General features: G+C 70.3%; 13 protein-coding genes and 1 tRNA gene. 6 read left to right on the top strand and 8 right to left on the bottom strand.

From position 1 onward, the window contains the following. The first annotated feature begins 54 nt into the window (after nt 1-54). From DMB42_RS16905 to DMB42_RS16895, 3 genes are all read left to right on the top strand, one after another. Nucleotides 55-465: a nuclear transport factor 2 family protein gene (locus DMB42_RS16905; RefSeq protein ID WP_125635541.1), complete on the top strand. Its 411-nt coding sequence runs from the start codon at nt 55-57 to the stop codon at nt 463-465. A gap of 166 nt (nt 466-631) precedes the next feature. Further along, complete coding sequence (locus DMB42_RS16900; RefSeq protein WP_260477741.1) at nt 632-1,405, top strand: alpha/beta fold hydrolase; 774 nt, start codon at nt 632-634, stop codon at nt 1,403-1,405. After that, nucleotides 1,402-2,178 (top strand): MerR family transcriptional regulator, encoded by a 777-nt coding sequence (locus DMB42_RS16895; RefSeq protein ID WP_125635537.1) that lies wholly within the window; start codon nt 1,402-1,404, stop codon nt 2,176-2,178. The genes DMB42_RS16900 and DMB42_RS16895 overlap by 4 nt, the downstream gene beginning before the upstream one ends. Nucleotides 2,179-2,290: 112 nt before the next feature. On the opposite strand, the gene DMB42_RS16890 is transcribed toward DMB42_RS16895, so the two are convergent. The 3 genes from DMB42_RS16890 to DMB42_RS16880 form a co-directional block, all read right to left on the bottom strand. Next, nucleotides 2,291-4,177: a CocE/NonD family hydrolase gene (locus DMB42_RS16890; protein WP_125635535.1), complete on the bottom strand. Its 1,887-nt coding sequence runs from the start codon at nt 4,175-4,177 to the stop codon at nt 2,291-2,293. A gap of 478 nt (nt 4,178-4,655) precedes the next feature. Then, a complete protein-coding gene (locus DMB42_RS16885; protein WP_125635533.1) occupies nt 4,656-4,985 on the bottom strand; it encodes a PadR family transcriptional regulator in 330 nt (109 codons plus the stop codon). 413 nt (nt 4,986-5,398) lie between these two features. After that, nucleotides 5,399-5,473: transfer RNA gene (locus DMB42_RS16880), tRNA-Val, on the bottom strand. A 452-nt stretch (nt 5,474-5,925) separates the two neighbouring features. Between DMB42_RS16880 and DMB42_RS16875 the strand changes: the two genes are divergently transcribed. Next, nucleotides 5,926-6,342, top strand: coding sequence for an SsgA family sporulation/cell division regulator (locus DMB42_RS16875; RefSeq protein WP_103958541.1), 417 nt, complete (start codon nt 5,926-5,928; stop codon nt 6,340-6,342). Between the two features lie 50 nt (nt 6,343-6,392). On the opposite strand, the gene DMB42_RS16870 is transcribed toward DMB42_RS16875, so the two are convergent. Continuing rightward, nucleotides 6,393-7,025: a DUF305 domain-containing protein gene (locus tag DMB42_RS16870; protein ID WP_125635531.1), complete on the bottom strand. Its 633-nt coding sequence runs from the start codon at nt 7,023-7,025 to the stop codon at nt 6,393-6,395. An 85-nt stretch (nt 7,026-7,110) separates the two neighbouring features. Here DMB42_RS16870 and DMB42_RS16865 point away from each other — a divergent pair, with 85 nt between their 5' ends. Then, nucleotides 7,111-8,502: an LVIVD repeat-containing protein gene (locus DMB42_RS16865; protein WP_125635862.1), complete on the top strand. Its 1,392-nt coding sequence runs from the start codon at nt 7,111-7,113 to the stop codon at nt 8,500-8,502. A 47-nt stretch (nt 8,503-8,549) separates the two neighbouring features. Here DMB42_RS16865 and DMB42_RS16860 read toward each other — a convergent pair whose 3' ends face one another. The 3 genes from DMB42_RS16860 to DMB42_RS16850 are packed head-to-tail and all read right to left on the bottom strand — an operon-like array spanning nt 8,550 to nt 11,274. Continuing rightward, nucleotides 8,550-9,380, bottom strand: a complete 831-nt coding sequence (locus DMB42_RS16860) for an aminotransferase class IV (protein ID WP_185844692.1) — start codon at nt 9,378-9,380, stop codon at nt 8,550-8,552. After that, on the bottom strand, nt 9,377-10,381 hold the full coding sequence (locus tag DMB42_RS16855; protein ID WP_125635529.1) for a chorismate-binding protein: 1,005 nt from the start codon (nt 10,379-10,381) through the stop codon (nt 9,377-9,379). The genes DMB42_RS16860 and DMB42_RS16855 overlap by 4 nt, the downstream gene beginning before the upstream one ends. Next, nucleotides 10,357-11,274, bottom strand: coding sequence for a LysR family transcriptional regulator (locus DMB42_RS16850; protein ID WP_260477740.1), 918 nt, complete (start codon nt 11,272-11,274; stop codon nt 10,357-10,359). Before DMB42_RS16850 ends, DMB42_RS16855 begins: the two co-directional genes overlap by 25 nt. Nucleotides 11,275-11,332: 58 nt before the next feature. Here DMB42_RS16850 and DMB42_RS16845 point away from each other — a divergent pair, with 58 nt between their 5' ends. Next, complete coding sequence (locus tag DMB42_RS16845; RefSeq protein ID WP_125635525.1) at nt 11,333-12,526, top strand: NAD(P)-binding domain-containing protein; 1,194 nt, start codon at nt 11,333-11,335, stop codon at nt 12,524-12,526. Here DMB42_RS16845 and hutH read toward each other — a convergent pair. Continuing rightward, complete coding sequence (gene hutH / locus DMB42_RS16840) at nt 12,523-14,073, bottom strand: histidine ammonia-lyase (protein WP_125635523.1); 1,551 nt, start codon at nt 14,071-14,073, stop codon at nt 12,523-12,525. The genes DMB42_RS16845 and hutH overlap by 4 nt on opposite strands. Between the last annotated feature and the right edge of the window lie 5 nt (nt 14,074-14,078).

The raw sequence follows: 14,078 nt of genomic DNA, 5'->3' as shown, positions 1-14,078 counted from the left end.
CCATGAAATCCCCTTTCATCGACATCCTCCGCCGCGCTGGAAACACTGCTCTCCATGACGACCGACAATGCGACAACCGACAACAAGGCCATCGTCCAGCGGGCCCTGACCGAACTCGTCGGGACGGGTGACGTCGACGCGCTCGCGCCGCTGCTGAGCGACGGCTTCGTCCATCACCGGCCCGATTCGACGGCCTCGACCAAGGCCGAATGGCTCGACGCCGTACGTGCCGCGCTGGTTCCACTGGCCGGCATGGCCGTGGAGATCGACCACGTGCTGGCCGACGGCGATCACGTCGTGATGCACTCGCGCCGCCGGGCGCCCGGCGGCGGTCCGGAGATCGTGGTCGTCGACATCTGGCGGCTGGACGACGGGCTGATCGCCGAGGCGTGGGAGATCATCGAACCGGTCTCCCAGGCCGCCGCCAACCTGACCTGGTGGGCGGCCGGGTCCGGGCCCTCGTGACAACGGCGGTACGGAACGGTAGAAACGACCCGCGGACCCTCCGGTGACCGGCCCTTCGTCGCCGTCGCGCCGGAGCCCGCGTAGCCGCGGTTGACATTGACCCAAGGTCAAGCCCGACCGTGGTGCCATGACGAACTCGAACACGACTCATTCAGCCTGGAGTGGCATGCTGCCGGTGGAGGACACCGCCCTGGCCGTGACCGACACCGGCGGCACCGGCACCCCCGTGGTCTACCTGAACGGCTCCTACGCCAGTCAGCGTCACTGGCGCCCGGTCATCGACGACCTGGGCCCGCGGTGGCGGCACATCACCTACGACGAGCGGGCGCGCGGCAGGTCGAAGAGATCGGCCGACTACTCCTTCGAGGCCTGCGTCCGGGATCTCGACGCCGTGCTGAAGGCCAGGGGGCTGAAGCGGCCGCTGCTGGTGGGCTGGTCGTACGGCGCGCTGCTCGGCGTGCACTGGGCGGCCAGGCACCCGGACCGCGTCGCCGGCGTCGTCGGCGTGGACGGCCCGTACCCGGCCGGCTGGACCGACGAGGCCGGTCACGAACGTATCCGGCGGCTGTTCCGCACGTACCGCTGGGCGTTGCCGATCGCCCGCCTCGCCGGCAACGCCGCGCGGATGAGCGCCGAGCAGCACGCCGAGGTCAGCATCGAGGCCCACCTCCTGCACGCCGCCCTCGAACCGATCCTCGACGGCCTCACGGTCCCGCTCCGCTACGTGGTCGCCTCGGGGGAGGCCTTGGGCAGCAAGAACGACGAACAGGCGCAGATGCGCCTCACGATCAACCCGGTGCTCGCCCGCAACCCGAACCTGGCGATCGCCGCCAAGGTCGGCGGCAACCACGGCTCGATCGTGCGCAAGGACTTCCACGCGATCGCCGAGACCACCCGCGCGCTCGCCGCCCTCACCCGCGAAGGTCGCAGAGAACCATGATGAGCGGTGTCACGATCGGCCAGGCGGCGGCCTACGCCGGTGTCACGATCAAGACGATACGTCACTACCACCGGCTCGGCCTGGTCGACGAACCGCTCCGCGACAGCTCCGGCTACCGTCGCTACGGATCGACGGAGCTGCTGCGGCTGATCCAGGTCCGTACGCTGGCCGAGGCCGGCGTACCGCTGTCCGGGATCGGCCCGCTGCTCGCCGCCGATCCGCGACACTTCGCCACCGACCTGGCCGAGGTCAAACGGCGGATGACCGAGCGCATCGACGAGCTGATCGCCCGCCGCGACCTGCTGGACCGGCTGGCCAACGGCGACCGGACCCTGTTGCCCGACCGGGCCTGCGCGCTGCTGGACCGGGCCGCCGGCCTCGGCTTCACCCCGGAGGAGGTGGCGGCCTACCGCGAGGGCATGGTGCTGACCAGGGCCCTGGTCCCCGACGACTTCGACGACTACCTCAGCGAGGCCGAGCGTGCCCTCGACGACACCCGGTTCGTCGACCTGAACAAGGAATGCTGGGCCGCCAAGGACCTGGCGCCCGACGACCCCCGTATCGAGGAGCTCGCGACCGCCGTGGCCGAGCGGTTCCTCGCCAACCCCGCGTTGCTCGCGACCTCGAAACGCCTGCGGGCCCGCGCCGACACCACCCGGTACGGCCTGCTCAACCACCACGGCGAGGACCAGGCGGCACCGGCCATGGCCCGGCTGACCGCGCTGGTCGAGGCGAAACTCCGGGCCGCCGGCGTGGACATCCCCCACCAGTGACCGCACACTTCGCCGCGCCGATCGGCCGGGCCGCTGTCGGGTGCGTCACGAGCGCCGGCAGCCGAGCGCCGGCCCCCGTCCGGCGTTCGGCGCTCGGCGCTCGGCGCTCAGGTCAGTCGATGGTCGTGCCGGTGACCAGCGGCAGCGAGATCGAGGTGCCGGCCAGGTCGACGGTGACCCTGGTCCCGGTGCCGGGTTCGAGGTCGGGCTCCTGGAGGAGGTCGGCGTTGGTGCCGGTCAGCACCAGGCCGAGCCGGTGTCCCGCCTTGAACTCGTAGTCCTGCGGCAACATCTTCCAGCTGATCCGGTACGGCCTGCCGGGCGTCAGCGGGGTCGAGCGGCTGAGCGACCTGTGGTTCTGCGCGTCCAGGATCCCGCGCGAGACCACGTTGAAGCCGGAGACCGCCGTGTTGTCGCCGGCCCTGGTGTAGCAGCCGTCGTCGTCGGCCGTACCCTGTCCGACGCAGTCCTTGCCGCCGATGAACTTCAGTCCTTCCGCGGACGTCGCGGAGCGTTCGCGGTAGTCGATGCGGGTGTCGGTGCCGTAGTCGACGAGCAGGACGCCCAGGTTCGCGGTCGGTTTGTCGAGTTTGACCTTGAGGCTCACCGACGGCGTCCCGGACAGCCGGACCGCGTCCTTCAGCGGCGGGGTCAGGAAGGCCAGCCGGTTCGGGTCGGCGGTGGCGGGGTCGCCGGCCATCGCGATCTCGGTCTGCTGGGTGTCGAGGTAGCCGCCGGTGCCGGTCGAGGGCTCGCGGCCCAGGGAGCCGTCCCGCTGGGGGCGCAGGATCACCTTCCGCGCCGGCGCCGGCCAGTCGGCCTGGGTGATCCAGCGGCCCGGACCGAGCTGCACGTCCACCCGGGGCCGGCGCATGATGTCGTTGGGTACGCCCATGAGTTCGTGGTCGAACCACTGGTGCAGGGTGTTCACCCACACCTCGCGGCGGGCCCAGAACGGGTCGAGGTGCGCGTACTGCGTCACCCACATCTTGCGTTGCACGTCCCGGGGCAGCTTGGTCCAGTATTCGGAGAACTGGCTGCCCACGACGTTCCGGTCCTGCCACCCCACCACCGAGAAGACGCTGGCGCGCACGTTCCGCGCCTTCGAGATCGGGCCGGTCCGGTAGTTGCGCTCGTCCCAGAAGGCGTTGTAGTTGCCGGTGGCGTCGTCGGAGTCCTCGACCAGCTTGCGGCGCACCGCAGCGCATTTCTCGTCCGGATCGACGTCGAACTTCTTGGACAACCACCCCATCCCGCCCTTGAGCCAGGTGAGGGTGCCGTTGGCGCGGAAGGACTCGTACCCGCTGGTGTAGCCCGCGATGTCCACGACCGTCTCCAGCCCCCGCACGCCGGTGCCGGCGACGCCGATGCCGAGCGCTCCTTCGTAGGAGTGGCCGATCATGCCGGTGCGTCCGGTGGTCCAGGTCGCCCGGACCGGCTCGCCCTCGTCGTCATACGCGGTCGCCCGGCCGTTCAGCCAGTCGACGACCGCCTTGCCGCCGAGCACGTCGGCGACGCCGTAACTGGTCGGGCAGCCGTCCGACAACCGGGTGCCGATCATGTCGACGGAGACGAACGCGTACCCGCGCGGCACGAAGTAGTTGTCCAGGTACAGGGGGAACTTCGTGGCGTTCCCGTTCGCGTCGTACTTCTTGTGGTCGTTCTCGAAGCCTGCGCCGGGGTTGTCGAAGGTCGGGCTCTCGTGCATGATCACCGGGACCTTGAGCTCCGTACCGCTCTCCTTCGGCCGGATGATGTCCACCCGGACCAGGTCCTTCTTGCCGTCACCGTCGCTGTCCACCGGCGACTGCACCCGTACGTGCTCGCGGATGGCGTCCTTGTAGGAGAAGACCGGCTGCGTCACCCCACCGGAAACCCCGATCCCCGGCGTCGCCGTCGCGGACGCGGCGGGAGCACCGGCGATCACGAACGGGATCGCGAGCGAGGCTCCGGTGAGTAAGGCTGCGGCGAGAAACCCTCGCCGCCGAGGGTTGAACATGTGCCCTCCAATGGGCTCGACATAACTGTTCACGACACCGTCACGGCATGCCGAACGGGCACCCTGACGGAGTTGGAGGCAGCACCGCGAAGGCGCCTCTGACGGGGGCGCGGTAGCTCCGGGAACGTGCCAGGGCAGGGTCACGATGAGCGCCGGGAAGCGCTTCCACCTGCCAGAGGGCTTTGCTCGACGGCCCGTCGCCGACCGCGGACCGCTCACGGCCGACACCTGAGGTCAGGTCGCAGCGACACCCCAGGCGACAAGATCAGGGACCTTGGCGGCGCAACCGCGGAATCCGACGAAAGGGGCACCGACCACAAGCGAGATCAGCCCGATTTAACCGCTGAACTGCCGAAACACGGTTCAGCCAGCGCCCGCAACGCTCGTGACGAGCATCAGGTCATTCACGTACGAATTCGCCCCCGTGGCGATCGCACACTCCCAGCAGAACGGCAGTGCATCCAGCCTGCCGCCATGCCTACCTGCCTCCCTCCCGGAGCTGTTCGAGCCGTTCCGCGAGGAAGCCCCAGTTCCTCCAGAACTCGTCGAGGTACGCCCGCCCCTGACCATTCAGGGAGTACACCTTGCGCGGCGGCCCCTTCTCGGACGGAACCTTCTCCACATCGACGAGCCCCCGCTGCTCGATCCGGACCAACAGCGCATAGACCGTGCCCTCGGCGATGTCGGAGAAGCCCTGCCCGCGCAGCCACGCCGTGATCTCATAGCCGTACGCGGGCCGCCCGGACAGAATCGCCAGAACGATGCCCTCCAGCGTCCCCTTGAGCATCTCCGTCAGCTGCTTGCCCACGGAACACCCCCTTGCGCTACTTGGCGATGCTGACTACCGGTACAAAGTAACACTGACTACTAGTGCCTAGCAATACCAAGTAGCTAAGAACACGAGCACTCGCGGCGTACGTCACCCCGCCACCCCTCACCAAGGAACTGCCCGAGATCGCCACCCGGGACGGCCTCAGGCCGCGAACTCCACCGGATGATCACCCAGGCCGGCCCGATCGGCGTCGACCGGACGCCGGAGATGCGGGCACAGCGTCGCATTCACTACGACCCACAGACGGCGACCCCACCGTCATTCAGAACAAGCCGCGACTGCATGGACAGACACTTCCTGGTGACGCCCCCGAAGCGGGACAGTCACTCAGTTAGTCGCCCTAAAGATCAAAAGGGCCACTTCCCGTATTGGGATGTGGCCCTTGACCGTGGTGGGCGATACTGGGATCGAACCAGTGACCTCTTCGGTGTGAACGAAGCGCTCTCCCGCTGAGCTAATCGCCCGCCCTGTCGGCGCCTTGCGGTGCTGACGGGGAAAACCATACCGCACTCCGGGGGGTGCTGGCGAAACGGAGCCTCGTGGGGTGATCTTCGGGAGCTCCGGCTGGGAGGGATTCGTGCGAAAGGCGGCGGTTGCCCATCGGCATGGCGGGTCGGTGGCATACCATCGTCGTGTTCCGGAAGGCACCGATCGCGATCTTTTCGGGTAGAAACGTTCTTGGTCACGTCAGCCGGGGCAGGCTCTACAACAGCAAAACCCTCGCAAATACGACCCGATTGATGCCGTTTAGCCAGGTAGATGCCTAAATGTCCAGCTGTGATGTGCGTTACAGAAGGCCCTTGAGGCGGAATCTTTCCTACAGGTTTCTTCGTTCCGCGTCATAGCTCAGGACGAAGTCCGTCAGAGCAGTGAAAGCCCCGAAGAGGGGACCTACGACGAAAAGGTTTGGCTGACGATGAACAGCACCACCGTCTCCGCCGAGCTTGGCCTTCGGCTAGTGGTCCCCGACCGTACTACCGTCCCCCTGCTCGCCGGACTGAGCTACACAGCCGACGATCCGTACGCCATCCGCATGGCCTTCCACGTAGGGAACGACGAGCCGGTCGAGTGGATCTTTGCTCGTGAACTGCTGACCGTAGGCATCGTGCGGCGGGTCGGCGACGGCGACGTGCAGGTGTGGCCCGCACGCGCCGACGGCGAGCGCACCCTGCACATCAGCCTCACCTCACCGTTCGGGCAGGCGCTCTTCGAAGTGCCGCTGGCTCCCCTGACGGAGTTCCTGCACCGTACGTACGAGAAGGTGCCGGCGGGGCGCGAGACCGACTACATGGACCTGGACGCCGAGCTGACGAACATGCTCTGGCCGTCCTGATCGCGCTTGTCCGAAGCCCCGGCGTCCCGGCGCCGGGGCTTCGTCATGCGTCAGGACGGGAGCGCGTCCAGGGCCTGGCGCATGCGTCCGATCTCGATGCTCTGGCCGGAGTAGACGTCTCTGGCCAGCAGGCGCATGCGGTAGTCGCGGCCGCCCGCCAGCTCCTCCCCCGCCATTTTCACCGCCCCCTGGTGGTGGCGGGTCATCAGGCGCAGGAACATCCGGTCGAAGTCGCCGCCCTTGGGCGCCCGGAGCGCGTTCAGCTCCTGCTCCGAGGCCATCCCGTAGCCGGCGGCCGCCGCGTCGTGGGCGTGCGCGGCGGGGGCGGGGCGGCCGAGTTCGGCGAGCCAGGTGGTCATGGCCCTGATCTCGGGGGTCTGGGCGGCGGTGATCGAGCGGGCGAAGGCGCGGATGACCGGGGTGGTCGTACGCGCCTCGACCATGGAGGTCATCTCCAGCGCCTGCCGGTGGTGCGGGATCATCGCCTCGGCGAAGCGTACGTCGGCGGCGACGGTTGGGGCCGGGCTCGGGCCGACACGTTCCCCGGGCGTCGCCGTACGGCCGGGGGCCCCGGGGCTGCCGGGCACCAGCACGGGGGCGTCCGTCCCGACGACCGGGACGTCCCTGACGGACGGCCCGGAAGGGTCGGACGGGTCGGAGCAGGCCGTAAGCGCAAATGTCATCACAACTGTGATGAAGACCGTACGCGGCCACCAACGTGCTGGCATAGCTTCCATAGTGAGCCACGAGAGATAAAGGGGACGCGTGTTGATCTTCGCCAAGTTGCGCGGAGCGGTGTTGTGCGCGGTGCTGTTGCTGGCGTCGGCGTGCGCGGCGGAACCACCCTCGGCCGCGGATCCGGGGACGGCCTCCTCGCAGGAGAGCGAAACGGCGTCAAGCACGGCGTCCGGCACGGTCTCGGGCTCGGGCGACGTACTGACCAGCCCCAACGTCAAGCACGTGGCCAACATCCCGCGCTCCGGCCCGTTCGCCGGGGGCGACAACTTCAACACCGATCTGGCCTTCCAGGGCGACTACGCGTTCGTGGGCAACTTCGCCGGGTTCGTGATCTACGACATCAGCGACCCGGAGCATCCGAAGACCGTGAGCCAGGTGTCCTGCCCGGCGCAGCAGAACGACGTCAGCGTGCACGGCGACCTGCTGATCCTGTCGATCGACGAGCCACGCGACGGCGAGGGCTGCGACTCCGGTGACAGCGCCCGCACCTGGGAGGGCCTGCGGCTGTTCGACATCAGCGACAAGAAGAGCCCGCGCTACCTGGGCGCGGTGCGTACCGAGTGCGGGTCCCACACGCACACGATGGTGCCCGCCGACGGCAAGCTCTATGTGTACGTCTCCTCCCCCGGCCCGGAGCCGGACTCCAGCACGTGCCGGCCGCCGCACCAGAACATCCAGATCGTGGAGATCCCGCTCGACGACCCCAAGTCCGCCAAGGTCGTGGCCCAGCCGGACATCTTCCCGCAGCACCAGAACACCGAGATGTTCGCGGGCTGCCACGACATCACCGCCTACCCGGAGAAGAAGCTCGCGGCTGCGGCCTGCTTCGGCGACGGCGTGCTGCTCGACATCTCCGACCCGGTCAATCCCCGGGTGATCCAGCAGATCCGGGACACCGAGAACTTCCAGATCTGGCATTCGGCGACGTTCAACAACGACGCGACGAAGGTCGTGTTCGGCGACGAACTCGGCGGTGGCGGGCAGGCCACCTGTGACGCGAACACGCCGCGCACCAAGGGCGCCGACGCGGTGTACGACCTGGTGAACGGCAAGCTGGAGCGCCGCGGCTACTTCAAGATCCCCCGTGACCAGGAGAAGGACGAGAACTGCGTGGCCCACAACGGCTCGCTCGTCCCGGTGAAGGGCCGCGACGTCATGGTCCAGTCGTGGTACCAGGGCGGCGTGTCGATCTGGGACTTCACCGACTCGGCCGCCCCCAAGGAGATCGGCTTCTTCGAACGCCGCCCGTTCCCGGACGGCGGCGTGGCGGGCTCCTGGTCGGCCTACTACTACAACGGCTACATCTACTCCAGCGACATCCGCGAGGGCCTGGACGTGCTGCGCATCGACGACCCGATCACCGACCCGGCCAAGCAGGTCAAGATGGACGACTTCAACGTACAGACGCAGAAGTCGTACTGAGTCCGGCCACGCGCCCCGCCGGGAAGGCGGGGCACGTGGTCAGCGGGTCACGGGTTGAGGTCGGCGGCGGCGCGCTCGGCGAAGATCCGCATGGCCTTGGCGGTGATCGGGCCGGGGGCGGTGGGCAGCGCGGTCCCGTCGACGAGGCCGATCGGCTGGATGTCGCGGGTGGTGGAGGTGAGGAAGGCCTCCTCGGCCTCGTAGAGGGCCTGCAGCGGCACGTCGGTCTCCTCGCCGCCGCACCATTCGAGCACCAGCGCGCGGGTGACGCCGGCCAGGCAGCCGGAGGCGAGCGTCGGGGTGATCAGGCGGCCGTCGCGCACGATGAAGATGTTGGAGCCGGTGCCCTCGCACAGGTCGCCCGCGAGGTTGCCGAAGATCGCCTCGCCGGCGCCCTGCCTCTTGGCGTGCAGGAGGGCCTTGGCGTTGTCGCCGTAGGAGGTGCTCTTGACGCCGGACAGCGCGCCGCGCTCGTTGCGCGGCCAGGGGACGACGGCCACGTTCGCGGTGTCGGGGAACGGCTTCTGCTCGTCGACGATGACGATCGAGGTGGTGCCCTGGTCGCCGCGGTCGGAGCCGAGCGGGCCCGGGCCGCTGGTGTAGGTGATGCGGATGCGGCCGAGCGTCCAGGCGGGGGCGGCCGCCAGGCACTTGGCGACGCCTTCCGCGATCGCCTCGACGTCGGGCTCGGGCAGGTCCATGCGCTGGGCCGAGAGCGTGAGCCGGTCGAGGTGCCGGGTGAGCGCGAACGACTCGCCGTCGACGATCTTGATCGTCTCGAAGACGCCGTCGCCGACCATGAGCCCGTGGTCGAACACCGAGACGGTGGCCTGCGCGGGGTCGATCAGCTCTCCGTTGACCCAGACAGGGATGTTCATCGATTTCCTCCTGAAGATGCCAGTGAGATGAGTCTGGATGCCTTCAGCTCGGTCTCCAGCCATTCACGTTCGGGGTCGCTGCCCCACGTGATGCCCGCGCCGGTGCCGAAGCGGATCTCACCTGCCGAGATCCAGAATGTTCTGATGCCCACGGCCAGAGCCGCCCTGCCCCGGTCGGCGTCGACCCAGCCCACCGCACCACAGTAGGGCCCCCGGGGTACCGGTTCGAGCTCATTGATGATGCGCAGGGCGGACGACTTGGGCGCGCCCGTGACAGACCCGGGCGGAAAAGTGGCGGCGAACAGCTCCGGCCAGCCCGCCCCCGGCGCGAGCCTGGCCCGTACGGTGGAGACGAGGTGGACGAGGCCGGGATGTTCCTCGACCGCGCACAGGGAGGGCACCTCGACCGAGCCGACCGCGGCGACCCTGCCCAGGTCGTTGCGGACCAGGTCGACGATCATGACGTTCTCGGCGTAGTCCTTCTCCAGCAGGTCGGCGGCGGTCACGCCGGTGCCCTTGATCGGGCCCGACTCCACGACGTCGCCGTCACGCGACAGGTAGAGCTCGGGCGAGGCCGACACCACGCTCAGCCCCGGCACGTCGATGACGGCCGCGTACGGGGCCGGGTTGCCCTCGGCCAGCCGGGCGGCCAGCGCGAGCGGGTCGGCGCCGGGCGGGACGGGCGCGCTCAGGACGCGGCAGAGGTTGGCCTGGTAGACCTCGCCCCGCTCGATGTGGTCGCGGATCGCGCGCACGCCGCGTTCGTAGGCGGCGCGGTCGAGCGAGGTGTGCCAATCGCCGGGACGTGGACCGTGCCAACGGGCCCTGGGTTCGGGCAGAGGGGCCGGGCGTACGCGGTCGAAGCGGGCGCAGGTCACCTTGCCCTCGTAGTCGACGACGACAGCCCACCAGCCCTCGCCGTCGAGCACGGCCAGGTCGGTCGTCACGTCACGGAGTTCCGTGGCGAGAAGACCGTTTAAGTGGGCGAATCCGTCGTACATACCTCCCATTGTCCCAGCATTTCGACGAGTTCCAGCGCGGCGGGCAACGGAACCTCGGGAAGGGCGGCGTACACCGTACGGACGGGGGTGGCGCCGCGCAGCGGTTTGAGCACCAGGTCCGGCGGCACGGCCCGCGCGGCGAGCTCGGGCACCAGCGTCACCCCGAACCCGGCGGCGACGAACCCGAACTTCCCCGACCATTCGGCCACCCTCAGCCCGCCCCGCGGCGTGAACCCGGCGGCGGCGGCCGCAGCCACCAGCAGCGTCGGCTGGCCGCGCGGCGCGGCCTCGATCCAGCTCTCCCCGGCCAGGTCGCGCAGGTCCACGTCGGACTCGGTGGCCAGCCGGTGCCCGGCGGGCAGCGCGACGAACAGCCGGTCCTCGCGCAACGGCACGAGCCGGGCGCCCTCGGCGGGCAGACCGGCCGGGTAGTCGCTGACCACGGCCACGTCGAGCGCCCCGGCGTGCAGGCGTTCCATGAGCCGGGCCGTCAGCCCCTCGGTCATCCGCAGCTCGACGCCGGGATGGCGGGCCAGGAACCGTTTCAGCGTGTACGGCATCAGGTCCACGTTCGCCGTGGCGAAGGCGCCCGCGCGCAGCGTGCCGCCGTGGCCGCCGTGGATGGCGGCCAGCTCCTCGCCCGCGCGTTCCAGCCGGTCGAGCACGGCGACGGCGTGCCGGTGCAGGGCCGTGCCCGCGGGGGTCAGGCGTACGCCGCGCGCCACGCGTTCGAACAGCGGGCCGCCGGCGGCCCGTTCCAGCGCGGCGATGCGCCGGGAGACCGCCGACTGGGTGTAGCCGAGCAGCTCGGCGGCGGCCGTGAAGGAACCGCTCCTGGCCACCTCGTCGAAGAGGCGGAGCGTCTGGGGATCGAAGGCATTCGTGTCACGCATGGCTGCCATGCAATCTAGTCGGTGGTGGAATACCTCGCATCCCTGTTGACTGTGGTCCGTGATTGCATTTCTTGGACAGGGACGCATGGGCGTCCCCATGGCCCGGCGACTCGTGGAGGCCGGGCACAAGGTGACGACGTGGCGGCGCGGGACCGGCGTGACGGCCGCCGAGGCGGTGGACGGCGCCGAGCTGGTGATCACCATGCTCAGCGATCCGGCGGCGGTGCGCGAGGTGCTGACGGCCGCGCTGCCCGGACTGCGGCCCGGCGCGACGGTGGTGGAGATGTCCACGATCGGCCCGGAGGCGGTGCGCGAGCTGCGCGCGCTGCTGCCGGAGACGGTGGCCCTGGTCGACGCGCCGGTGCTGGGCAGCGTGGGCCCGGCGGCGGACGGCACGCTGGTGGTGCTGGCCGGTGGCGAGCTGTCGGGCTGCCGCGAGGTGCTGCCGGTGTTCGGCACCGTACGGGAGACCGGGCCGCTGGGCTCGGGCGCGGCGATGAAGATCGCCGTCATGAGCGCGATCGTGCCCGCCCAGGTGCTGGTGGCCGAGACCCTGGCGTACGGGGCGGCGCACGGCGTCGAGCGGGACACGCTGATCGACGTGCTGGCGGGCACCCCCGTCGGCCAGGTTGCCGAACGGCTGCGCACGCCCCCGGCCGAGACCCGGTACGCGCTCGGCCTGGCCGCCAAGGATCTGGAGCTGGCCGCCTGGGAGGGCGCGTCGATGGCCACGGCCGCCCGGCTGCGGCTCCAGGACGCGCGGGCGGCCGGGCTGGGCGACCGCGACGTGACGGCCGTGGCCGAGTTCGTCGGCGACCGCGCCGATGACCGGGCAGGCGACCAGGCCGCCAGGCGCGCGGTGCCGCTGAACCTGAGCACGATCCCCGCCACGAACGGCGCGTACTCGCACGCGGTGCGGGTCGGCGACATGCTCTACGTCTCCGGCCAGGCCGCCTTCGACGATCAGGGGGACGTGGTCGGCCCGGGTTCGCTGAGGACCCAGGCCGAGCACATCTTCGCGGTCACCACGCGCATCCTGGCCGACCAGGGCGCGACCTGGCAGGACGTCGCCTTCATCAGGACGTACCTGACGGGTATGGACGACATCCTCGAACTCAGGGACGTACGCGACCAGTACGTCACCGGCACTCCCCCGGCCAGCACGACCGTCGAGGTGTCGAAGCTGTTCAAGCCGGGGCTGGTGATGGAGATGGACCTGATCGTCGCGCTGCCGCGCGGGTCGGCGGGCTAGTCGAGCGGCCCGGTGACCGACTCCGCCGCGGCCACGACGCCGCCCTCGGCCACCAGGCGTACGGCGGACTCGATCTCCGGCGCGAGGAAGCGGTCGGGGCCCGGCGCGGGCACGTTCTCGCGCAGTGCTCTGACCACGGCGGCGGTCGCCGGCGCGGGCTCCAGGGGGGCGCGCAGGTCGAGCGCGCGGGCCGCGGTGAGCACCTCGACGGCCAGCACCCGCGTCAGCCCGTCGACCGACCTGCGCAGCTTGCGCGCGGCCGACCAGCCCATGGACACGTGGTCCTCCTGCATGGCCGAGCTGGGGATCGAGTCGACGCTCGCGGGCACGGCCAGCCGCTTCAGCTCCGAGACGATCGCGGCCTGCGTGTACTGGGCGATCATGTGGCCGGAGTCCACGCCGGGGTCGTCGGCCAGGAACGCCGGCAGGCCGTGGTTGCGCGCCACGTCGAGGAAGCGGTCGGTACGGCGTTCGGACATCGAGGCCAGGTCGGCGGCCACGACGGCGAGGAAGTCGAGCACGTAGCCGACGGGCGCGCCGTGGAAGTTGCCGTTGGACTCCACCCGGCCGTCGTCGAGCACGGCCGGGTTGTCCACGGCGCTGGCCAGCTCCCACCCGGCCACGGTGGCGGCGTGCGCGATGGTGTCGCGGGCGGCGCCGGCGACCTGCGGGGCGCAGCGCAGCGAGTACGCGTCCTGGACGCGGGTGCACGCCTGCGGGTCGCGGTGGCTGGCCATGACGCCGGAGCCGGCCAGGATTTTGGTCATGTTGGCGGCCGAACGGGCCAGGCCCGGGTGTGGGCGCAGGGCCTGGAGCTCCGGCATGAAGACGCGGTCGGTGCCGAGCAGCGCCTCCACGCTCATCGCCGCGCTGATGTCGGCGGTCCTGACCAGCCTGGTGAGGTCGGAGATGGCCAGGATGAGCATGCCGAGCATGCCGTCGGTGCCGTTGATCAGCGCCAGGCCCTCCTTGGCGGCCAGCTCGACGGGCTCGATGCCGGCCTGCTTGAGCGCCTCCCCGGCGGGCTGGAGCGCGCCCTCGGCGTCGCGTACGACGCCCTCGCCCATCAGCGTCAGAGCGACGTGGGCCAGCGGCGCCAGGTCGCCGGAGCAGCCGAGGCTGCCGTACTCGTGCACGACCGGGGTGATGCCGGCGGTGAGCAGGGCGGCCAGGGTCTTGGCGGTGGCCGGCCTGATGCCGGTGTGCCCGGTGGCCAGGGTGTGCAGGCGCAGCAGCATGAGCGCGCGCACCACCTCGGTCTCCACCTCCGGGCCGCTGCCCGCCGCGTGCGAGCGCACCAGCGAACGCTGGAGCTGGGCGCGCAGCGCGGGGTCGATGTGCCGGGTGGCGAGGGCGCCGAACCCGGTGGAGACGCCGTAGGCGGGAACGGGGCTCTCGGCCAGTTCGTCCACCCGCTGGCGGGCGGCCGCCATGGCGGCCACCGCGTCGTCGGTGAGCTGCACGGGGGCGCCGTGGCGGGCCACCCTGATGACGTCGTCGAAGCTCAGAGGCTCGGGGCCGACGTTCACGACTCCGTTGTCGCGCATGATCG

The sequence above is a fragment of the Nonomuraea sp. WAC 01424 genome (assembly GCF_003947315.1).
Lineage (GTDB): Bacteria > Actinomycetota > Actinomycetes > Streptosporangiales > Streptosporangiaceae > Nonomuraea > Nonomuraea spiralis.
Note: the sequence above shows the minus strand (reverse complement) of the source record. Positions and strands in the feature narration are given on the sequence as shown.

Coding starts and splice junctions, on each gene's coding strand:
- DMB42_RS16900 (WP_260477741.1), top strand. CDS start 632: ATGCTGCCGGTGGAGGACACCGCCCTGGCCGTGACCGACACCGGCGGC.
- DMB42_RS16875 (WP_103958541.1), top strand. CDS start 5,926: ATGAACAGCACCACCGTCTCCGCCGAGCTTGGCCTTCGGCTAGTGGTC.
- DMB42_RS16860 (WP_185844692.1), bottom strand. CDS start 9,380: ATGAACATCCCTGTCTGGGTCAACGGAGAGCTGATCGACCCCGCGCAG.
- DMB42_RS16895 (WP_125635537.1), top strand. CDS start 1,402: ATGATGAGCGGTGTCACGATCGGCCAGGCGGCGGCCTACGCCGGTGTC.
- DMB42_RS16905 (WP_125635541.1), top strand. CDS start 55: ATGACGACCGACAATGCGACAACCGACAACAAGGCCATCGTCCAGCGG.
- hutH (WP_125635523.1), bottom strand. CDS start 14,073: ATGCGCGACAACGGAGTCGTGAACGTCGGCCCCGAGCCTCTGAGCTTC.
- DMB42_RS16870 (WP_125635531.1), bottom strand. CDS start 7,025: ATGACATTTGCGCTTACGGCCTGCTCCGACCCGTCCGACCCTTCCGGG.
- DMB42_RS16890 (WP_125635535.1), bottom strand. CDS start 4,177: ATGTTCAACCCTCGGCGGCGAGGGTTTCTCGCCGCAGCCTTACTCACC.
- DMB42_RS16850 (WP_260477740.1), bottom strand. CDS start 11,274: ATGCGTGACACGAATGCCTTCGATCCCCAGACGCTCCGCCTCTTCGAC.
- DMB42_RS16855 (WP_125635529.1), bottom strand. CDS start 10,381: ATGTACGACGGATTCGCCCACTTAAACGGTCTTCTCGCCACGGAACTC.